The sequence below is a fragment of the Ensifer sp. 2TAB8 genome (genome assembly GCF_052115125.1).
GTDB lineage: Bacteria > Pseudomonadota > Alphaproteobacteria > Rhizobiales > Rhizobiaceae > Ensifer.
This window is the reverse complement of the sequence record NZ_JBFRGB010000001.1, coordinates 403,730-425,217: the sequence shown is the minus strand read 5'-3', so window position 1 is coordinate 425,217 and position 21,488 is coordinate 403,730. Positions and strand designations below refer to the sequence as shown.

The following is a 21,488-nucleotide window of genomic DNA, read 5'->3' as shown; positions in this document are numbered from 1 at the left end:
GCCGGTGTCCCTGACGCCGGCCGTTTCAGTTGGGTTCGCCGAGCACCGACAGGGGCGAGATCACAGCATTCGGCCAGGAGCCGCCGACGAAGAAGCGCAGCCTCTGTCCGGCATTGAGCGTGTCGATGAAGGTTCCGGCGAGCGCGAGGCTGCCGCTGCGATAGGGAATGACGCCGTTGACCGAAAGGCTGCCGGTCTGGCCGGTGAAGAGCGCCTGGTTCAGGCGCGCCGACCCCTGGCCGAAGCTGGCTTCGATGTCTGCCGTCTGGAAAGAGAAGCTACCATCGCTCGCCTGAGCCAGCGAGAAGAACTCGCCCGCCCTCACCAGGTCCGCGAAGGCGTTTGCGTCAAAGCCGGTGAGGCTGCCGTTGGCAAGCGAAAGCCTGATGCGGCCTGAAGCCTCGGCGGCCTGCTCGGTCCAGAACGGACGATCAGTCACCAGATCGAAATTGACGTTGCCTCGGCCGGTTGGAATCGGTCCGGTAAATCCGAAATCCGCAAGCGCTGCCGCGAGGTCGGCATTCTTCAGCACAAGCTCCAGTTTGCCGCCTTTCGCCAATCCCGCTTCCGAAACGGCGATCCGGCCGCTGAGCCGGCCATTGGCATAGGTGCTGTCGGCAATGTCGATGGAGGCGCGCCCATGGTCGATGATGATGCCGGCGGCCAGATCCACCAGCCGCAACGGACCGACCAGGGCTTCCTGCGCCGACAGGCGGACATCGGCACGCCAGGTCCGCACGAAAACGTCGCGAAGCTGCTTTGCAATGTCGTCGGGTTCCGACGGCAACTGGTCGATGATGGGTTGCAAGCCGTTGAGTGCAATGTGGTCGAAGGCGAGCGTGCCTTCGATCCGAGGCGTGTCGTTCGCAGGCGTCGAGATGTCGAGAACACCGGTCGCGTTGGCGCCGCCCAGGGCCACCTGCAGCTCATCGAATTTCAGCGAGTGGTCACTGGCCGTGACGCTGGCACTGAGGTTGAGGCTGCTGTCCGGCAGGGCAGGGTCGGACTTCCCCTGATACCACGCGACAAGCGTTTGCAAGGACGCGGTCGAAAGCTGGAGCCGGCCCGAATTGATCGGCTTCTGCGACAGGCTGCCAATGCCTTCGAATGAAAGGTTCAGCGGAATAGAGGCAAGCGATGTCCTGAGTGTCGTATCGCGGCCGGCAAGCAGCGCCAGCGGTTCGTTGCAGTCGATCGTCCAGCTCACCAGCTGACCGCCAAGGCTGCCCGAGAGCTGCGCGCTCAGGCGTTCGGAGAAGGACGGCCACTTGACCGTACCGGATATGCCGGAAAATTCATGCGTCCGATTGGTGATGAGGTCGATGACCTGCAGGCGTCCGCTTTCGACCGTGACGTCACCGAAGGGGGTATCGTCGCCGGAGGTCGGCTTCTCCGTTTTATCCAGCCAGCGTGGGCGTTGCCAGTTGAGCGTGCCATCCGTCCGTCTTTCCAGCGTCACGACCGGCTCGATCAGGCGGATGTCCTCGAGCTCCGGGTCGCCATCGATGGCGGAAAGCAGGCTGAAGGAGGCAGTGATGCTGCCGATATGCGCGAGCTTGCGCGCAGTGCCGTCCGCGGTCTCGATCGTCGCCGAACGCAGGGTGAGGGTCGGGTGTGGCCAGAAGCGGATCTCGGGCTTGCCTTCGATGCGAGTTTTCCCGCCGGACCAGGCGTCGAGCATGCGCTCCATCGTCGGACGCACATCGGTGGTCGAAATCAGCAGGGGCAGGGCGGCATTGTAGCCCACGGCAAGCCCGACGCCGAGCGCGGCGGGCCAAAGGAAATGACGGCGCCTCAGCCGCGACCACAGGCGTGCGTCGCGCATCGTATGCAGGAAATTCCGTATCATGTCTGCCTGGTCGCCGTCGCTTGGATCACGCATGTTGGATAGGCCTTCGGTCCTCAGAAATCAAATGCGACAGACAGGAAACAGACAGGTAAATGTCGCCAGCGCGATGCCGATGCGACCGCGGGTGCTGTTTATTTTGCGATGCAGCATGGTATAGAGGGCGTGGAGCAGGAGTGGAGGAAAGCATGCAAGCAGAGCAGCCGTTGTGGGTTCCGAGTCCCGAAATCCGTGAACACAGCCCCATGGCCGAATTCATCGCCTGGTGCAGCGAACGCTTCGGCCTGACCTTTGCGGATTATGACGCGTTGCATGCCTGGTCGGTGGCCGAGCGCGGCGATTTCTGGACTGCTGTCTGGGACCATTGCGGCGTCATCGGCGAACGCGGCGTGACGGCCCTCGTCAACGGCGACCGGATGCTCGACGCGCGCTTCTTCCCCGAAGCAAAACTGAACTTCGCCGAAAACCTGCTTCGCGAAACCGGTAGCGGCGACGCGCTCGTCTTCCGTGGCGAGGACAAGGTCAGCTACCGTTGGTCCTGGGATGACTTGCGCGCCCTGGTCTCGCGCCTGCAGCAGGCGCTGAAGGCGCTGGATATCGGTCCCGGCGACCGTGTCGCGGCAATGATGCCGAACATGCCGGAAACCATCGCGCTGATGCTGGCGACAGCCTCGATCGGAGCGATCTGGTCCTCCTGCTCTCCCGATTTCGGCGAACAGGGGGTTCTCGACCGGTTCGGCCAGATCGCGCCAAAACTCTTCATTGCCTGCGACGGCTACTGGTACAACGGCAAGCGTCAGGACGTCGATGCGAAGGTGGGCGCCGTTTCCAGGGCCCTGTCGGTGCCGGCGCTGATCGTCCCCTATGCCGGCGACAGCGCCGCACTCGCCGCCTCGGTTGAGAACGGCCGGACCCTTGAGGCTTTCATAGCGCCCTTCGCGGCCAAGGCCCTGACCTTCGAACGGCTGCCTTTCAGCCATCCGCTCTACGTGCTGTTTTCATCGGGCACGACGGGCGTTCCCAAGTGTATCGTTCATTCGGCCGGCGGCACCCTGCTGCAGCACCTGAAGGAACACCGTTTCCATTGCGGTCTTCGCCGTGGCGAAAAGCTCTTCTACTTCACCACCTGCGGCTGGATGATGTGGAACTGGCTGGTCTCGGGCCTCGCGGTCGGCGCCACGCTCTGCCTCTTTGACGGCTCGCCTTTCTATCCCGACGGCAACGTGCTCTTCGACTACGCTGCTGCCGAGAAGTTTGCCGTGTTTGGCACGTCGGCCAAGTATATCGATGCGGTCCGCAAGGGTGGCTTCGTGCCGGCGAAAACGCATGACCTCTCGACCCTGCGGCTGCTCACCTCCACCGGTTCGCCCTTGTCGCCGGAAGGTTTCTCCTTCGTCTATGAAGGCATCAAGTCGGACGTCCAGCTCGCTTCGATCTCCGGCGGCACGGATATCGTCTCCTGTTTCGTGCTCGGCAATCCCCTGAAGCCGGTATGGCGCGGCGAGATCCAGGGACCCGGCCTCGGATTGGCGGTCGACGTCTGGAATGATGAGGGGCAGTCCGTGCGCGGTCAAAAGGGCGAGCTCGTCTGCACCAAGGCGTTTCCGTCGATGCCGGTGATGTTCTGGAACGACCCGGACGGCGCCAAGTATCGCGCCGCCTATTTCGAGCGCTTCGACAACGTCTGGTGCCATGGCGACTTTGCCGAATGGACTGAACATGGCGGCATTGTCATTCACGGTCGGTCCGACGCGACGTTGAACCCGGGTGGCGTGCGCATCGGCACCGCCGAGATCTACAATCAGGTCGAGCAGATGGAAGAGGTCGCAGAAGCCCTCTGCATCGGGCAGGATTGGGAAGACGATGTGCGCGTCGTTCTGTTCGTCCGCCTCGCATCGGGCGTCGCACTCACCGATGATCTGACGAAGGCGATCAAGAACCGCATCCGCATCGGCGCGTCGCCGCGCCACGTGCCAGCGAAGGTGATCGCGGTCACCGATATTCCCCGCACCAAGTCGGGCAAGATCGTCGAGCTCGCCGTTCGTGATGTCGTGCACGGCCGTCCGGTGAAGAACAAGGAGGCGCTCGCCAACCCCGAAGCGCTCGACCTTTTTGCCGGGCTCGAGGCCCTTAAGAATTGAGGGCGCGTTAACTTCTTGGCGCTCCCGGAATTAACCAAGCCTTCAGACTTGCTGAAAAATCACTAAAATTGCGGAGTCGCCTGGTAAGGTCTTGTTAAGAATTGGGGGCGCATGGTCATGTCAACTTGAGGCTGGTCGATGTAGTTCGGCGCTTGGCAGCGATGCCGCCGCTGACATGATGTCATCCCTTCTCGAGCACTTGTTGGTTTAGCATTCGACTATCGAGGTGGCCTCCCAGCCACCTTTTTTTTGTGCCGTTGCTGCCGTCGGAAGAGAGCGGAGCAGGCCTCGCCAGTCGATCAGGATCGCCCTTCGAGGGACCGCGAAACGGCGATGACCGGGATCATGCCGGCGATGACGATGATCATCGCGGCAACCGAGGCATCCTCGACCTTCGCCCGCGACGCGTCCTCGTAGACGAGGGTGGCGAGCGTGTTGAAGTTGAAGGGGCGCAGCATGATTGTCGCCGAAAGCTCCTTCATCGTTTCGATGAAGACGAGCAACGCCGCCGTCAGAACGGCGGGACGCATCATTGGCAGGAGCACGGTGCGCAAGGTCTGTCCGCCCGTGCGCCCGAGCGCGCGCGCGGCCATGTCGAGATGCGGAGAGAGCTTCTGGAAGCCGGCTTCGAGCGAGCCTTCCGCCATGGTGAGGAAGCGCACGCTGCAGGCGTAGATGATGGCAAAGCCCGTACCCGTCATCATCAGGCCGGTCGAAATGCCGAAGGTCTCCCGCATGCCGGCGTCGATCGCATTGTCGAGGGCGGCGAGCGGAAAGAGCACGCCGATCGCCAGCACCGTGCCGGGCACACCGTAGCCGAAGGAGGCGAGCCGCCCGGCCGTGTCGGATACCCTGGAATGCCCGGTGCGGGCCGCATAGGCCAGCACGAAGCCGAGCAGCACCGTGACCATCGCCGTCGCACCCGAAACCAGGATGCTGTGGAAGAGCGCGTTCAGAAGACGAGGCTCCAGGAACTGGTCGATTCGCTTCAGGGCAAAGTTCCCGAGGATGAAGAACGGCACCGCAAAACCGGAGAGGACGGGCAGGAGGCAGGCGAACATTGCCGCCCATTTCTTCCACCCGGTGAGCGACAGCCGGACGGCGTCATGCACGGCCGAGGTCGTCTTCTGGCTCGAAAAGCGCTGGCGGCGGCGTGCGGCCCGCTCGATCATCATCAGGCCGATGACGAAGACAAGCATGATGCAGGCGATCTGTGCAGCGCCCGCGAGACTGCCGCGATTGAGCCAGGTATCGAATATCGAGAAGGTCAGCGTCTGCACGCCGAGGAACTCGACGGCGCCGATGTCGTTGAGGGTCTCCATCGCCACCAGCGTCAGACCGATCATGATCGCCGGACGGGCCATCGGAATCTGGATGCGGAAGAACACTTTGAGCGGCCCGGCGCCGAGCGTGCGCGCGACATCTGCAGCCGCCCGTCCCTGCATCAGGAACATCGAGCGGCAGGCGAGGTAGATGTAAGGGTAGAGCACTGAGCTCAGCACCAACACCGCGCCGCCGAGCGAGCGGATATCCGGAAACCAGTAGTCGCGGCTCGTCTTGAAGCCGAAGATGACGCGGATCAGGCTTTGCACCGGTCCGGTAAATGTGAAGAGTTCACCGAAGGCATAGGCCGCAAGATAGGCGGGGATGGCGAGCGGCAGCACCAGCGCAGCGGACAAGAAACGGCGCAGCGGAAACTCGCAACTCGCCACCAGCCAGGCGGTCAGGATGCCGATGATTGCCGTGACGGTACCGGTGAGCGAAACCAGCAGCAGCGTTCGCCCGGTCGCCCGCGGAATGACGTTCTCCATGAGATGCGGCCAGTTGCCGCCCCCGCCTGATACGGCGAGCCACGCGATCGCGATGATCGGCATCAGCACGATTACCGACGTCAGACCGGCCCAGGTCGCCAGGAGTGGATGGGAAAGACCGGTCCCTGCACGTGCAAGACGCCGCTTTGTTCTCTGAGTGGTGGACTGCAATCGATCGATTCCGAAGCGAGACGGCAGGAAAGCCAACCGGCGGCCAGCAAACTGGCCGCCGCAAGTCAACATTTCCTTATAACATCCGGTCTCAGTTCGCCAAGACGCGTTGTGACGGGAAGGAGATTTCCACCAGCGTACCTTCGTTCGGCGCGGAGGTGATCGAGAAGTGCGTCCGGTTCGCTTCCGCCATCGCCTTGGTCAGCGGCAGACCGAGCCCGGTGCCGTCGCCGCGCTTGCGCGCGCCCGTCGTCACCTGCCGGAAAGGCTTCATCGCCTGGTCCAGCTCGCTGCGCGTCATGCCGACGCCGGTGTCGCGGATCCTCAGGATCACGCTGCCGTTCGCCTCGTAGGAGGTCGAGACGACGATTTGCCCGCCCGAGGGCGTGAAGCGGATGGCGTTGGCGAGGATGTTGAGCGCGATCTGCTTGATCGACCGACCATCGGCGACGACGTTCGGCACGGCTGCCGAAAGCGAGGTGCGGATGATGACGCGCTGACTGTTGGCCTGCGGCTGGACGAGGGACACTGCCTCGGAAACCGCATCGTTGATCTCGACTGCGCCGAAATCCAGCTCCATCTCGCCGGCTTCAATCTTCGAGATATCCAGGAGATCGTTGACGATATCAAGCACGTGGCGACCGGAGCGACCGATATCGCCGGCGTATTCGATGTAGCGTGGGTGACCGACCGGACCGAAATGCTCGCTCGCCATCATGTCGGAAAAGCCGATGATGGCGTTCAGCGGCGTGCGAATCTCGTGGCTGACGCGCGCGAGGAACTCGGTCTTGTGGGCGTTTGCCGTCTCCGCTGCGCGCTTGGCGTTGCGGAGTTCTTCCTCCGTCCGCTTCCACTGGGTGATGTCGCGGATCACGGCGCAGAAGCCGTTCGATGCGGAAAGCCTGCCGATGGTCATGAAGAGCGGAATGAAGCCGCCATTGGCTTCTCGCCCGATCACTTCGCGACCGTCGTTCAACACGCTAGCGACGCCGTGGCCGGAAAGGCCGTGCAGGTAGTCGATGACAGCCTTCTGGCTCTCATGGGCAAAGAGCGCCGCAAACGGCTTGCCGCGGATCTCACCCTCGTCATAGTTGAAAAGCGCGCTCGCCGAACGGTTCACCGAGCGGATATCGCCGTCATGGCCGAGAACGACCACGCCATCGGTGGCCGTTTCCAAAATGGACTTGAGTTCGTCGATTTCCGTCTTCAGGCGGTCGACCTGTTCGCCGGCCGCGAGCGCTTCGTCATCCTTGGCCGGTTGGGCGTTTGGTGTGCTTGCCGCGGTCAGTGCCAGCATCAGCGCGCTCTTGCCGTCCCAGCGGATCGAATGCAGGCGGGCGGTGACCGGTCGCAACTGGCCGTCCTTGCGGATCAGCGTCAGCGTGCCGTCGGGCTCGCCGTCGATTGCTTCCTCGCCGTTGGCAAAAAGCGCATCTATACCGCCTTCGTCGGCGAACGCGTCGAGATCGCCATAGGCCGTAAGCCGCAGGAACTCCGGATTGGCGTGCAGCAATTGGTCGCCGCGATGGACGAGCATGCCGATCGGCAGGCTGTCGAGGATCTCGCCGCTGAGACCGATATCGGCCGTTTGCTGCTGGACGTCCCTCTCGCTGGCGTCGCCGGCGTGTGCGTGTGTCTCCGCGTCAGGCTCGGTTTCGCCTTCGCTTGCCTCGACAGGCGCTGCGTCCTCGATCTCCGGCTCACCCAACGGGGGCTGCTGCGAAGCGGTGCCGTCGCTCTCGTTCGGGGGGAGGTGCTCGGCCGTTGTCGCGTTGACTGTTACGGCGCTATCCGGCGCGGCTTCTTCCTCTTCAGCCGGTTTGCCGAAATCGCCAAGTTGCCGGGCGATCTCGCGAAAAGCCGCCTGTTCGCCACGCGTCAGCCCGCTCGATGCGCGGTGCTGCTCCAGTTCGATGACCTTGTCGGAGGTTCTCCTGCCCGGCGTCTCGATGACGCGCAGGGCCGGACGTTCGCCCTGGAAGGAATCCGTGGTGGAGGCGGGCTCTTCGGCAACGCCTTCTTCCGCCGGAAGGTCGGCGGTGGCTTCCGGCACGGATGAGAACAGCGGCAGGTCTTCGGGTTCGGCCGCGTTGCCTTCACCCGCGACAGGCTCCGCCGCGGCTGCCGGCGGCGCTTCTTCCTGCACCTGCGGTTCGTCCGCAACCCGGCTTTCGCCCTCTACCTCCTCGGTCGGACCTTCGCTCTCACCCCGTTGCGGCAATGGGGCGTCCACGGCGTCGTTCGCGAGCGAGTTTGCCGCGGCGCGGGGGCCGAGCGTCAGGCCGTTGGCATTTTCGTCCTCGACGGCATCGGCAAGGCGCACGATGCCGAAACCGCGGAAGCCATCGAATTCGCGCGAGCGGGAATAAGTGGGTAAAGCCGCAAGGTCAACTGGAACCTTGAGGCTAGTGCCTTCAACCGGCCAGAAGATCGTCTTGCCGGACCAGGTGTCGCGACGCTGCAGCAGCGTGCCGATCTTGTGGTCGCGGTCGAGATCGTAGCGCGCCGCAACATCGGTGAAGCTCGCGCCGATCACATCAGCCGCGCGCGGGCCGACCGCGGTCGCGAATTCCTCGGAGATTTCGCTGAAGCGCCCCTCGGCATCGATCTTCCAGACGAAACGCACTGCACGACCGCCGGGCGTGAAGACGAAGTCTGTCTGCTCCGCGAGAGCCGTGTCCTCTTCGCCGATTTCGCTCGTCTCGCCTTCTGCCTGGACCTCCCCTAGGGCCAGGACCTCCGCTGGGGCTTGGGCCTCCTCGTGGACAGCGGCTTGGGCGGCGGTCCCTGTGGTCTCGCCGTTCAGGTTTTCGCCGTCGGCCTTGTCCTCGGACGGCGCAATTATCGCGTCAGCGGTGGTGCTGGACGGCTCGGGCTTGACGACGACGGCCTCTGCAATGCCCGCTTCGTCGGCGACCTCGGCGACCTCGGCGACCTCGGCGACCTCGGCGACCTCGGCGACCTCGGCGACCTCGGCCTGTGGCTCAACGGCCGATGCCTCCGGTTCGTCTGCCGTTTCGTATGGCTCGTCGGGCGCAAGGCTTGCTGCCGGTTCGTCGCCCATCTCGTCAGTTGCCAGTTCGGTGTCGGCCGCGACCTCGCTTTCGTCCGGATGCTGATCCTCGACGGGCGGCAGTACCGGAACCTGCTCGGCAGCAGGAGAATCCTCCTCGGGATCGAGGGTGCCGAGAATGGTCTCGACGGCAAAGAGCAGATGCAGCGACGGGTCATCGGCAATCTTGCCGACGGCTGCCGGCAGATGCCCCTTGCGGGTGGCAACCGGGCGCTTGATCAGCCAGTCGTGATCGCGCGAGACGGCGACGATGAGTTGCTTGCGGGTCTCGTCCGACATGCCAAGGTCGGGGAAGCCCGGTGAATGCGCGACGATGGCGCCTTCGCCATCGAGCACCGCCATGTGAGTGTCGGGACCGTCAAGCCCGGCAATCATGCGCGCGGCCCGATCCTCAATCGAAAGCGGTGCGCCGGCATGCGGCGCGGTAAAGAGCACGGCGTCCTCGTCCGGCCGAACGCGGATCATCTCGACGGCGACATTGAGCGGTGTTCCGCGGAAGCCTGAGTACTTGCGGATCGAAAGCTGGCGGCGATCGCCGACGCGCGCGAGCTGTGCGGCCGCAGCGCGTAGCTGGCGCAGCGAAATATCGTTCTGTTCCGGCCCTGCATCGATGAAGTCATAGATCGACGCGGCGCCGAAGAAAGCGGCGCCCTGATCGTTGGCCCAGAGAATACGTGCGAAATCCCGCGAAAACAGGATCGCCGCATCGCCGCGCGCGAAATGCTCTCGCACCCGTGCATGCACGGCGATATCGATGAAGGGATACTGTCTCGCGGGCATGGACTGGCCTATTGACGGATCACTTACGGGTTAACACTCTATTAATACCCGGCGGACCCGCGAGGGTCCAGCGACGCCCGAAGCTTCGTCACGGCTTTCACCGCGCAAGGTTAATGCTCGGGATTTTTGTGCGCTGCACAATTTTATTGCAATGCACAAGGAACTCGACTATATAGGGCGCATCAAGCAACGGCGCCTCAAAAGAGGGCCTGACACCAAGGAGCGCTTTCATGGCTACCAAGAAGACCGACGACGTATTTTCCCTTTCCTCGTTCGACCCGGCGAAGTTCACCGACAGCTTCCGCGATTTCGCGGAAAAGGGTGCCGTCCAGTCGAAGGAAGCCTATGCCAAGATGAAGACCGCCGCCGAAGAGGCGACGAAGACCGTCGAAGCCACGCTTGAAAGCGCTCAGACCGGCACCGTCGAACTCGGCCTCAAGGCGATCGATGCACTGCGCACCAATGCTGAAAACTCGCTCTCGCACATGGAAGCGCTGCTTGGCGTGAAGTCGCTTTCCGAACTCGTCGAACTGCAGACCGGCTTCATCCGCAAGCAGGCCGAGCTCGCTGTCGAGCAGGCCAAGACGATGCAGGAAGCCACCAAGAAGGTTGCCGAGAACGTCGCAAAGCCGGGCAAGGAAGCTGCCGAAAAGGCAATGTCGTCCTTCAAGAAGGTCTAACTCGACCGATCGCGCCCGCAGGCTGGCGGCGACAGATCGCTGTTGCCCCTGGGACCGACGGGTGCATAGAAATTCAAAAAGACCGGATGGGTTGCCATCCGGTCTTTTTGCGGGATAATCTCAAGTTAAGGCTTGCAAAGCGACGGAAGTCTCCGTATGTGAGCCGCCAAGCGACACACAAGTCGCGAGCAGTGCGGTTGTAGCTCAGTTGGTTAGAGCGCAGGTTTGTGGCACCTGAGGTCGTAGGTTCGATTCCCACCAACCGTACCATTTCTTCCCTATCTCATTGATGTCAGGGCATTTTGCCAAACGTTCGGCGCGAACCACGCGCGCTCTCAAAACAGCTTGGCCATCGCCCTCAACGCCACCGCGTCCTCTACGCCGTTCTGGTAGAGCTCGATCAGCCGCACTGCCAGCGCCGTCGCCTCAGATGAGCGGCGCGGGAGATTTCTCTCGCGTATCGCATCCTTGAAGACGTCTTCGATCTTGATGAATTCACCCGGCAGGATTGGCCGGTCCGTAACAGCGACAAGCATCGTTCCATCCTCCTTCCTCGAATCCGAGTGCGAAGCGTCTGCGGGGCGGGCCATCTGTTGGTTGCGGCCGTCCGCAGTCAACGCACGGGGTTCTCCCATCGAGCAGAAACGCCGAGACACTGCGCTCTGTTCCTGCAGCGCCGATACCCATATCGGGTTATTCGGCTCGGCTGGCAGCCGGACGAGAGCCAGTCCGGTTGCGCGAACTCTCTAAGGTGCGCCGGGGAGGGAACCGCCCATTCTCCTCGGGTGTGAAGACTGCTGCCGGCTGCCTTCAGTCTGAATAGACATCAGGGCCATCCATCGGTAAAATTTCGAGAAGGGATTCTCGGAAGGCGCCGCAATCCATGGCCAACGAATCCATCATGCGCAGGCTCGCCGCCATCCTGGCTGCTGACGTCGTCGGCTACAGCCGGCTGATGGAGCGTGACGAGAAGAATACCTACAGACAGCTTATGGCACGCTGGAAAGAGGTGCTGGAGCCGCTTGTCGCCACCCATCGGGGGCGGGTCTTCAAAACGACGGGCGACGGCGTGCTCGTCGAGTTTTCCAGCGCCGTCAATGCCGTCGAATGTGCCGCAGCACTCCAGCGGGCCATGACGGCTGCAAACAGGGACGTTCCGGCGGAACAGGCGATCGTGCTGCGCGTCGGGGTCAACATGGGCGACATCATGGTCGCCGACAGCGACCTTTATGGCGATGGCGTCAACGTCGCGGCGCGGATCGAAGCGCTCGCCAGACCCGGCGGCGTGGCGATTTCGGACGGGGTGCACGAATATGTGCAGGGCCGCATCGACCTCGATTTCATCGATAGCGGCCACCATGAAGTCAAGAACATCGAACGCCCGGTGCACATCTGGAGCTGGTCGCCGGACGAATATGCAGATGTGCCCGTGAGGGTTGTTCCCGAGGCGCCGCCGCAGATCCCGAGTCGGCCCTCCATCGCCGTGCTGCCGTTCGACAACATGTCCGGCGATCCGGAACAGGGCTACTTTGCCGACGGCATCACCGAGGACATCATCACAGACCTTTCGAAAGTCTCCGGTCTCTTCGTCATCGCCCGCAATTCCTCCTTCGCCTACAAGGGCAAGTCGCCGGATATCCGTCAGGTGAGCCGCGATCTCGGCGTTCGTTACGTGCTTGAAGGCAGCGTGCGCCGCGCCGCCAACCGCATCCGCATCAACGCCCAGATGATTGACGGCACGACGGGCGGCCATCTCTGGGCCGAGCGCTACGACCGCGGCATCGAAGACATCTTCGAAGTTCAGGACGAAGTGACCCGCACCATCGTCACCGCGCTGAAAGTGAAGCTGACGGCCGGCGAGGAAGAGCGACGCGAGAGCCGCAACAAGGTCGATCCGCAAGCCTATGACATGCTCGTGCGGTCGCGACAGGCCATTCTGCGGTTCGAGGCTGCCTCATCTGCCGACGCACGCAACATGCTGCAGCGTGCCATCGCCATCGACCCGGGTTTGGCCGCAGCCTACGCCTCCCTCTCGATCATTGCACTTACGGATTACATCAATCGGTGGAACGGCGGCACCGTCGACAACGTCGCGCGGGCCTTGGAGCTGGCACAGAAGGCCGTCGATATCGATGACAACGAGCCACATGGCTATCACGCGCTCTCGCTCGCGCTCTGCTGGCAGAGGAGTTTCGATGAAGCCGAGCGGGCAGCGCAGCGGGTGATCGAACTCGACCCCAATTCCGCAAGCGGGCACACCGCGCTCGGTACGATCAGGGATTTCCAGGGGCAGTTCGAAGCCGCGCTGCCGTTCTACACCCGGGCCCATAGGCTTGACCCGCAGTTCGACCTTTCGCTGCATTTTCTGGGGCGGACGCTGCTCAATCTCGGCCGGTTCGATGAGGCGGAGATTGCTTTCAAGCGGCGTCTGACGCTGGCGCCGCGATCGGACATGACGCGGTTTTATCTCGCCTGTCTCTATGGTCGAACCGGGCGGCATGAGGATGCGCGACGCTACTGGCACGAGGTATTCGAGGTTAACCCGGATTTCTCGATCGAGCACCTCAAGCGGGCCATGCCCTATCGTGATCCCGGCGTGCTCGGCCGGCTCGCCGATGGTTTGCGGGACGCCGGCATCTCCCTCTAGCCACCAGCTTTCGAAACCTGTCTGTCAGACGAAAATCTGGTGTTCTGCCGTCACCAGTTCCTGCAGGAAGGCAACCACGGTGCGCACGCGAACGAGGTCGCGGGCGCTTTCGTGATAGGTCGTCCAGTAGGCGCGGCGGATGGTCGTCTCCGGGAGGATGCGCTGGAGTTCCGGTGTGTGGCGGGCGATGTAGTTGTGCAGGATGCCGATGCCGGCGCTGGAACGCACCGCTTCCGTCTGCCCGGTGGCGCTGGAGATCTCGAAGGAGGCATCCCAGCTTCGCATGATCTCCGCGGAAAAATTCAGCGACGGGGTGAAGATAAGGTCTTCGACATAGCCGATGCGGCGATGCTCCCTGAGATCGTCGATCGTTTGCGGCGTGCCATGTTTCTCAAGATAGGCCGACGAGGCATAAAGGCCGAGGGTGTAATCGGTAAGCTTCGAGGAGACGAGGCGTCCCTGTTCCGGGCGCTCGATGGTGATCGCGATGTCGGCCTCGCGCTGCGACAGCGAGAAGGAGCGCGGCACCGGCACCAGCTGCAGTTTTAGTTCCGGATAGCGGGCCGTCAGCCGCCCAAGGCGTGGCGCCAGGAAGGAAACACCAAAACCGTCGGGCGCGCCGATGCGGACGGTGCCGGCGATCGCCGTGTCGATCCGGCCGATCTGCGACTGCGCCGCCAGCATCTCGGTCTCCATCCGTTCGGCTGCCGCCAGGAAGATCTCTCCTTCAGCCGTCAATTCGCAGCCGTTCGGCCGGCGCACGAGAAGCCGCGTTTTCAGTGTTTCCTCAAGCGCCGTCACCCGGCGGCTGAGGGTGGCATGGTTGACGCCAAGCCGTTTTGACGCCGCAAGGATCTGTCCGGTGCGCGCCACGGCTAGAAACATTCTGACATCGTCCCAGTTCATAGTGTCGAGACCTCGGTCTGCAGCCGTGGACTTTGATTTTTGCACAACGGTTGCTGAATATCGGAAATTGATTTGTTGAAATCGTAGTGCGATCATGCCGCCACAATCAAGGTCTGGAGGAACCAACCATGTACGAAATCGGTCATTTCATCGATGGCAAGCGCGTTGCCGGCACCAGCGGCCGCGTCAGCAACATCTTCAATCCGGCAACCGGCGAAGTGCAGGGCACGGTAGCGCTCGCCAGCGACGCGGAGCTGGCGGCAGCGGTCGCAAGCGCCAAGGCGGCGCAGCCGAAGTGGGCTGCCACCAACCCGCAGCGCCGCGCTCGCGTCTTCATGAAGTTCGTCGAACTCCTGAACACGCACATGAACGAGCTTGCCGAGATCCTCTCGCGCGAACACGGCAAGACTGTCGAAGACGCCAAGGGTGACCTCGTCCGCGGCCTGGAAGTCTGCGAATTCGTCATCGGCATTCCGCATCTGCAGAAGAGCGAATTCACCGAAGGTGCCGGCCCGGGCATCGACATGTACTCAATCCGCCAGGCCGTCGGCGTCGGCGCGGGCATTACGCCGTTCAACTTCCCGGCGATGATCCCGATGTGGATGTTTGCTCCGGCGATCGCCTGCGGCAACGCCTTCATCCTGAAGCCGTCCGAGCGTGACCCGTCGGTTCCGATCCGCCTCGCTGAACTGATGATCGAAGCCGGCCTGCCGGCCGGCATCCTCAACGTCGTCAACGGCGACAAGGGCGCGGTCGACGCCATCCTCACCCACCCGGATATTGCCGCCGTTTCCTTCGTCGGCTCGACGCCGATCGCCCGCTACGTCTATGGCACGGCGGCGATGAACGGCAAGCGCGCCCAGTGCTTCGGCGGCGCCAAGAACCACATGATCATCATGCCCGACGCCGATCTCGACCAGGCCGCCAACGCGCTGATGGGCGCCGGCTACGGTTCGGCCGGCGAGCGCTGCATGGCGATCTCGGTTGCCGTACCGGTCGGTGAAGAAACGGCCAACCGCCTGATCCAGAAGCTGACCCCGATGGTCGAAAGCCTGCGCATCGGCCCCTACACCGACGAAAAGGCCGACATGGGCCCGGTTGTCACCAAGGAAGCCGAACAGCGCATCCGGAGCCTGATCGACAGTGGTGTCGAGCAGGGCGCGAAACTCGTGGTCGACGGCCGCGATTTCAAGCTCCAGGGCTATGAAAACGGCCACTTCATCGGCGGCTGCCTGTTCGACCATGTCACGCCCGACATGGACATCTACAAGACGGAAATCTTCGGACCGGTTCTCTCGGTCGTTCGCGCCAAGAACTACGAGGAAGCCCTCGACCTGCCGATGAAGCACGAATACGGCAACGGCGTTGCGATCTACACCCGCGACGGCGACGCTGCCCGCGACTTCGCATCGCGCATCAACATCGGCATGGTCGGCGTCAACGTTCCGATCCCGGTTCCGCTCGCCTACCATTCCTTCGGCGGCTGGAAGTCCTCGTCCTTCGGCGATCTCAACCAGCACGGCACGGACTCGATCAAGTTCTGGACCCGTACGAAGACCATCACCGAGCGCTGGCCCTCGGGCATCAAGGACGGTGCCGAGTTCGTCATGCCGACGATGAAGTAACGGGACACGATATCCTCCCGCCTCGGGGCCTCCTTCGGGAGGCCCTTTTTTGTTGCATTCGGCGATACGGCACAACTAATTTGCGAGTCGTGGGCAAGGGTCGTGAATTGACCGCTGCTCCAACGGCAGCTTGGTGGGCGGGGGCGCACCAGACGAATTGTGTTGGATCATGTGCAGCCGGAGTGCCGTTGCGGCGCGGCCGGTGTACGAAGAGTGGTCAGAGGGGGACCATCATGGTCGTGTCTGAAACGACGGCGCTTGAAGCAGCGCCGACGCGCGACGTGTCGATCGACTTTCACCGTTTCTCGTTCATGGGGAGCGGCAAGGAATATTTCGGCATCTGGATCGTCAACGTGTTTTTGACGATCGTCACGGTTGGCATTTATTCCGCCTGGGCGAAGGTTCGGCGCAATAGGTATTTTTACGGAAATACGGTTCTGCTCGGTCGAGCCTTTGAATACCATGCCAAAGGCAAGCAGATCCTGATCGGGCGGGTGATCGTTTTCGGCTATCTGATCCTTTACAATCTCCTGCTGACATTCGTTCCGATCGTCGGCATCGTCCTCTTCGTGCTTTCGCTCTTCTTCGTACCCTGGCTGGCCGCACGCGGATTGCGCTTCAGCGCGCGGGTGACGAGCTAACGCAATGTCCGCTTCGACTTTGTCGGCACGACCGGAGGTGCCTTCAAGGCGTTTATCCTGGGCGGGTTCCTTTCGATTGTCACCTTGGGCTTGCTGACGCCGCTCGCGAGCCGATGGGTCGGGCGGTACGTCGGAACGAACTTGCGCTTTGGCGGCAGGGCCTTTGAGACCAATCCCCCTTTTGGCCCGCTCTATCGCGGCATGTTCCTGGGCGTTGGGCTTGCGCTGGCGCTTGGCCTCCTTGTCATGGCGATTGTGACGGGTACCTTTCGCGCGGCACCGCACCTGTTTGCTTCAGTCTTGGCAGACTCCGGTGACATCCGAATGTGGCAATGGGTAATCGTGGGCGCGGGCTATGTGGGGACGATGTCTTTCTATGCGATCGTCGCATTGTTCTACAGTGCAGCCGTGCACAACGCCGTCTGGGGATCGACGATTTTTGACGGGAAACATCGATTCCTCAGCGGCCTTTCCCGGGGCCGCTACACGTGGATCGCCATTTCGAATTTCGTCGTCACCATCCCGACGCTGGGCCTGCTGCGGCCTTGGGCGGTTGTCCGCATGGCGCGCTACAAATGGACCCTGACGGGCGTGACCGTCTTTGGCGCCGTCGGAACTTTGATGAGCGATATCGAGGCGCAGGCGTCGGCGGTTGGCGCGGAGTTCATGGATTTCGAAGGGTTCGATTTTGGCTTCTAGCAGCATCGAGATCGCCCGTGGCGAGTGGCATCCGGCCGGTTCGAGCCAGTCGGTGCCCTCGCGGCTCTTGGAAGAGGGCGGCAGCCTTAGGGCTGTGGACGACGCGAGCACCGAACTTGCAAGTGGCGCCTTTGCTGCCGTCGATATTTCCGACCGTGTCGGAGCGATTCCACGCCGCGTCGCGTTTGCGGACGGTTCGTTGTTCGAAACGCCGGACAATGAAGCGATCGACAGCTTTCTGAAGCTGAGAGGCAGGGTCGACCACATCCATGAATGGGAACGCTTCCGTCCGCGTCTCATTGCCGTCGTCGCCGCCACCGTGCTTTGCGGCATCGTCATCTACCGCTACGCGGTGCCTGCGCTCGTCGAAGTCGCCGCCCTCGTGACCCCTCCGATCGTGCCGGAGATCATGTCGAAGGGCACGATGGAAACGATGGATCGGACGCTGTTCGACAAGACGCAGCTGGCAATCGAGCGGCAGGACAGGATCCGCGACGGCTTCAGGGCGATTGCCATGCAGTCAAGTCGCGGCGAAGCCGGATATACGCTCAATTTCCGCAAGGGCGGCGTGGTCGGGCCAAATGCGTTCGCGCTTCCGGATGGCACGCTGGTCGTCACCGACGAACTCATCGAGCTTGCCGGCGACGACACCGAGATGATCGTCGGCGTGCTGGCGCACGAGATCGGCCATGTCGAACTCGAGCATAGTCTGCGCCAGATCTATCGGGCGGCCGGCGTTGCCGGTCTCATCATGATGATCGGCGGCGATATCGGTTCGGGTGTCGAGGATGTCCTGGTACAGGGCGCCGGTCTGCTTTCGCTATCCTATTCGCGCGGTGCTGAAAGTGCCGCAGACAGGCACTCGGTCGAGCTGATGCAGACGGCAGGGCGAGACCCGACGGCCGTTGCGCGCTTTTTCGACCTGCTCGAAGACAAGCTCGGCGATCGCGGCAGCACCAACATCCTGTCGACCCATCCCGGTACGCCGGAACGACGCCAGGCGATCCTCGATTACGCTGCGGAGTTGCGCGCCAAGGCGCAGTAACCTCTGGCGCTTGCCGCGCACGCGGCATCTCGAAACGAAAACAGCGGGCCTTGGCCCGCTGTTCCTGTCTTGTGATCCGGCTTGTTGATCAGTCCTGCGGACCGTCGTTGTAGCCGACCTTGTCGACCAGTTCCGAAGCCTTCTTGCGGTTCGCCGCGATATCGGCGAGCGGCAGTTCGTCCGGCTTGATCGTGCCGAAGGACTTCACGACATCGGACGGTTCGGCGCCCGGCAGGACCGGATACTCGAATACCTGCTCGGCGTAGATCTTCTGGGCTTCGCCTTCCGACAGATATTCCATCAGCTTCAGCGCGTTGTCCTTGTTCGGAGCATTCTTGGCGAGCGCCATGCCCGAGATGTTGACGTGCGTGCCGCGATCCTTCGCATTGGGGAAGAGCACCTTGATGGCGGCCGCCCATTCCTTCTGTTCGGGCTCCTTCTCGTTGGTCATCATCAGACCGACATAGTAGGTGTTGCCGAGTGCCAGATCGCATTCGCCGGCGAGGATCGCCTTGGCCTGGTCGCGGTCGCCGCCATCCGGCTTCTTCGCGAGATTGTTCTTGAGGCCCGTCAGCCACTTCTCGGTCTCGGCTTCGCCGTGGTGGGCGATCATCGAGGCGAAGAGGCCGATATTGTAGGAGTGCTGGCCGTCACGCGTGCAGATCTTGCCCTTCCACTTCGGATCGGCAAGTTCCTCATAGGTGATGTCGTCCTGGGCAACGCGCTCCTTGGAAGCATAGACGACGCGACCGCGGGTGGTGAGGCCGAACCAGTTGCCCTCAGGATCGCGGAAATGCGCCGGGATGTCCTTGTTGATCGTCTCGTTGACGACCGGCTGGGTGACGCCCGCATCCTTGGCTTCGGTCAGGCGGCTGATGTCGACGGTCAGGATCACGTCGGCCGGGGAGTTTGCGCCTTCGGCCTGGATGCGTTCCACGAGGCCCTTGTCGAGGAAGAGCACGTTGGTGGTGATGCCGGTTTCCTTGGTGAAGGCGTCGAGCAACGGTTTGATCAGATCGGGCTGCCGATAGGAGTAGATATTGACTTCACCATCTGCCCAGGCGGCGCTCGTCGTAAGCAGGGTTGCCGTCAGGGACAAAACGCCCATCGCTGCTCTTGAAACGGACATCGCTTCCTCCATTTTCTTGTTTGCGTTAAGTTAACAAAATCGCTCATCTTTCTGACCGCAGCGCCGTAAACAGTCAATCGGGAAACGGTTAATGCTCAAGAAGAAGTGATTTTTCGAGCTTTTTGGAATTGTTCCAAACTACGATCCGTCCTATATGATGAACTCGTGAACCTCTCGATGCCGGAGTGAATGATGCGTCTGACGAAGCAAACGAACTACGCGGTTCGCATGTTGATGTACTGCGCCGCCAACGGAGAAAAGCTCAGCCGCATTCCCGAAATCGCCAGGGCCTACGGCGTTTCGGAGTTGTTTCTCTTCAAGATTTTGCAGCCGCTGACCAAGGCTGGCCTGGTCGAAACGGTTCGTGGCCGCAACGGTGGCGTACGTCTCCCGAAGCCGGCATCGGCCATCACGCTGTTTGATGTCGTCAGGGTCACGGAAGACAGCTTCGCGATGGCTGAGTGCTTTGAGGCGGGTGAAATCGATTGTCCGCTCGTCGACAGCTGCGGCTTGAACGCGGCGCTCCGCAAGGCGCTCAACGCCTTCTTCGAAGTGCTTCAAGGCTACACGATCGACGACCTCGTCAAGGCGCGTCCGCAGATCAACTTCCTCCTCGGCCTCGAAGAGACCAAGCGTCCGCAGACGACTGCCGCCTGACAATCCCGGAACGACTGCATGTCCCCTTAAAGCGACCTCGATTTAAGGACAAAGGCATGCCGCAAATCAAAGTGCTACAGCGACTTTTGCGTGTCTGATAAGTCGCGCGGCGCTGTAGCGGAGATCGCTGGGTCTCACGCCTGCGGCAGATATTCCCGCAATATGAAATCGATCGCGGTCGGGTCGATTTCCGCCTTGTCGATACGGAAATCGGCGCCGTATTCCTCCAGATTCTGAAAATAGGGATCGGCCAGCGACCCTGAAATCACCCCGATCGGTCCGATGTAGCCCTGATGCCGGAGCGCCGGTACCGTCTCGCGGAAATCGAGTTGCGGCTGAAGGCGGTTGTCCAGCAGGATCATCGACACCGGCTTGCCCGAGCGCAAGAACGCAAGCGCGCCTTCCATCGTCTGGCAATAGTGCAGCTCGATCTCGACGTTGCTCACCTTGCGGATCAGCGCACGCAGGATCAGGTTCTCCGTCGGATCGTCGTCAACGAGCAGGATGTGAGCTTTTCGCGTCATGACCGATACCCTTGCTGATTTGCAGGCGTCCTGTTCATTGGGCGTGGCATCATGGGATGCCACGCATCGGCTGTCACTGGATGATCTGTTCCCGGATCGCTTTCGCCACCATCTGCGTGCGATTGACGACGTCGAGTTTCTTCAGGATCGTCGCGGTGTGAGAATTCACTGTGTGCTCCGACACGGAAACGATGAGGGCGATCTCGCTTGCCGTCTTGCCGTGCGAGATCCATTTGAGGATTTCGGTCTCGCGCGGCGTCAGGCCCATTCCGGCCTTGTTTGCCAGCGCGATGCGGTGGAAATAGTCGAAGGCTGAGACCGCGTCGTAGGCAACTTCGACATGTTCGGCGCGGCCAATGTCGTCGCCATCGCCGAGAAAGAGCACGGCGTAGCGCGCGCCGGTCGCGGCTGCGTGCACGGGCACGCTGAGAAGCAGATCGAAGCCAAGTTGCACGAGCAAATTCTGGCCGTTGCCGAACCCAGGGTCGTCCGTCCGCCAGACGGAGGAAATCGCCGACCTGTGCAGCGCCTTGTAGAAAAGCGAGTCACCGAAGCGGTGGCGCTTGTCGTATTCCTCGGCAAGCCCCGACGGGAGGTCATGCAGCACCAGACGGGTGGAAAGCATGCAGGCGTCGTTCTCGTTGCCGAGCTGCAGAATGCCGAAATGGCTGAAGCCGAACCGGAGCGCCATGGTGTGGAAGATGCGAAAGAAGTCGACGCGGTTCAGCGCTTTCTCGAGCTCGTCGCGAAGATCGTACCGCCTGTGATTTTCCAGCAAAGCCGCCACGGAATGGCTATCCCCCTGTCGTCGCGCGGCAGTCTATCCGACACACCGGAGCGATCAACCGGCCAAGATCGGCGCCGGCATTGCTGGCAGCAAAGGTCATACCCGTCCCTCGGCGCACCAGCCGGAAGACGGCGAATTGCGAAAGGCGGCTGCCGGTCCCTCCCAAGGACGTCTGGGCACGTCGATTGTCTCCCCCGAATTTTGTATACACTTTATTGCACAATCCCGATGGTGATTTCTACCATAGTATCTTGGGATTGACGGAAACCTGTCGGGGCCGAATCGCGGGGCCCGTGCGGTCAATGTTCACATATTTCTCCAGCCGG

14 protein-coding genes, 1 tRNA gene and 1 pseudogene are annotated in these 21,488 nt (G+C 62.1%); 8 read left to right on the top strand and 8 right to left on the bottom strand.

Features of this window, described 5'->3' with window-relative positions:
• Positions 1-25 precede the first annotated feature (25 nt).
• On the bottom strand, positions 26-1,849 hold the full coding sequence (locus AB4Z53_RS02135) for an AsmA family protein (protein ID WP_441595218.1): 1,824 nt from the start codon (positions 1,847-1,849) through the stop codon (positions 26-28).
• 185 nt (positions 1,850-2,034) lie between these two features.
• On the opposite strand from AB4Z53_RS02135, the gene AB4Z53_RS02130 reads away from it, so the two are divergent.
• Entirely contained in the window at positions 2,035-3,987 is a 1,953-nt protein-coding gene (locus tag AB4Z53_RS02130) for an acetoacetate--CoA ligase (RefSeq protein ID WP_441594425.1), read from the top strand.
• A 299-nt stretch (positions 3,988-4,286) separates the two neighbouring features.
• Here AB4Z53_RS02130 and AB4Z53_RS02125 read toward each other — a convergent pair whose 3' ends face one another.
• Both AB4Z53_RS02125 and AB4Z53_RS02120 read right to left on the bottom strand, forming a co-directional pair.
• Complete coding sequence (locus AB4Z53_RS02125) at positions 4,287-6,041, bottom strand: ABC transporter permease (RefSeq protein WP_113536375.1); 1,755 nt, start codon at positions 6,039-6,041, stop codon at positions 4,287-4,289.
• 19 nt (positions 6,042-6,060) lie between these two features.
• On the bottom strand, positions 6,061-9,822 hold the full coding sequence (locus tag AB4Z53_RS02120; protein WP_441594422.1) for a PAS domain S-box protein: 3,762 nt from the start codon (positions 9,820-9,822) through the stop codon (positions 6,061-6,063).
• 230 nt (positions 9,823-10,052) lie between these two features.
• Between AB4Z53_RS02120 and AB4Z53_RS02115 the strand changes: the two genes are divergently transcribed.
• Both AB4Z53_RS02115 and AB4Z53_RS02110 read left to right on the top strand, forming a co-directional pair.
• Positions 10,053-10,502: a phasin gene (locus tag AB4Z53_RS02115; RefSeq protein WP_113536373.1), complete on the top strand. Its 450-nt coding sequence runs from the start codon at positions 10,053-10,055 to the stop codon at positions 10,500-10,502.
• Positions 10,503-10,695: 193 nt separating this feature from the next.
• Positions 10,696-10,772: transfer RNA gene (locus AB4Z53_RS02110), tRNA-His, on the top strand.
• Positions 10,773-10,837: 65 nt separating this feature from the next.
• Here AB4Z53_RS02110 and AB4Z53_RS02105 read toward each other — a convergent pair.
• On the bottom strand, positions 10,838-11,038 hold the full coding sequence (locus AB4Z53_RS02105; protein ID WP_441594420.1) for a hypothetical protein: 201 nt from the start codon (positions 11,036-11,038) through the stop codon (positions 10,838-10,840).
• 347 nt (positions 11,039-11,385) lie between these two features.
• Here AB4Z53_RS02105 and AB4Z53_RS02100 point away from each other — a divergent pair, with 347 nt between their 5' ends.
• A complete protein-coding gene (locus AB4Z53_RS02100; protein WP_113536371.1) occupies positions 11,386-13,149 on the top strand; it encodes an adenylate/guanylate cyclase domain-containing protein in 1,764 nt (587 codons plus the stop codon).
• A gap of 24 nt (positions 13,150-13,173) precedes the next feature.
• On the opposite strand, the gene AB4Z53_RS02095 is transcribed toward AB4Z53_RS02100, so the two are convergent.
• The gene (locus AB4Z53_RS02095; RefSeq protein ID WP_113536370.1) at positions 13,174-14,055 is read right to left on the bottom strand and encodes a LysR family transcriptional regulator; all 882 of its coding nucleotides are present in this window, start codon (positions 14,053-14,055) and stop codon (positions 13,174-13,176) included.
• Positions 14,056-14,183: 128 nt separating this feature from the next.
• Here AB4Z53_RS02095 and AB4Z53_RS02090 point away from each other — a divergent pair, with 128 nt between their 5' ends.
• From AB4Z53_RS02090 to AB4Z53_RS02080, 3 genes and pseudogenes are all read left to right on the top strand, one after another.
• Positions 14,184-15,680 (top strand): CoA-acylating methylmalonate-semialdehyde dehydrogenase, encoded by a 1,497-nt coding sequence (locus AB4Z53_RS02090; protein ID WP_113536369.1) that lies wholly within the window; start codon positions 14,184-14,186, stop codon positions 15,678-15,680.
• Positions 15,681-15,913: 233 nt separating this feature from the next.
• A pseudogene (locus AB4Z53_RS02085) lies at positions 15,914-17,020 on the top strand (YjgN family protein).
• Positions 17,010-18,065 (top strand): M48 family metallopeptidase, encoded by a 1,056-nt coding sequence (locus tag AB4Z53_RS02080; protein WP_441594418.1) that lies wholly within the window; start codon positions 17,010-17,012, stop codon positions 18,063-18,065. Before AB4Z53_RS02085 ends, AB4Z53_RS02080 begins: the two are co-directional and overlap by 11 nt.
• Before the next feature lie 88 nt (positions 18,066-18,153).
• Here AB4Z53_RS02080 and AB4Z53_RS02075 read toward each other — a convergent pair whose 3' ends face one another.
• A complete protein-coding gene (locus AB4Z53_RS02075; protein WP_441595217.1) occupies positions 18,154-19,173 on the bottom strand; it encodes a Fe(3+) ABC transporter substrate-binding protein in 1,020 nt (339 codons plus the stop codon).
• 213 nt (positions 19,174-19,386) lie between these two features.
• Here AB4Z53_RS02075 and rirA point away from each other — a divergent pair, with 213 nt between their 5' ends.
• Entirely contained in the window at positions 19,387-19,851 is a 465-nt protein-coding gene (gene rirA / locus AB4Z53_RS02070; RefSeq protein ID WP_113536750.1) for an iron-responsive transcriptional regulator RirA, read from the top strand.
• 134 nt (positions 19,852-19,985) lie between these two features.
• On the opposite strand, the gene AB4Z53_RS02065 is transcribed toward rirA, so the two are convergent.
• The gene (locus tag AB4Z53_RS02065) at positions 19,986-20,375 is read right to left on the bottom strand and encodes a response regulator (protein WP_113536365.1); all 390 of its coding nucleotides are present in this window, start codon (positions 20,373-20,375) and stop codon (positions 19,986-19,988) included.
• A 73-nt stretch (positions 20,376-20,448) separates the two neighbouring features.
• A complete protein-coding gene (locus AB4Z53_RS02060) occupies positions 20,449-21,162 on the bottom strand; it encodes a helix-turn-helix transcriptional regulator (protein ID WP_441594415.1) in 714 nt (237 codons plus the stop codon).
• Between the last annotated feature and the right edge of the window lie 326 nt (positions 21,163-21,488).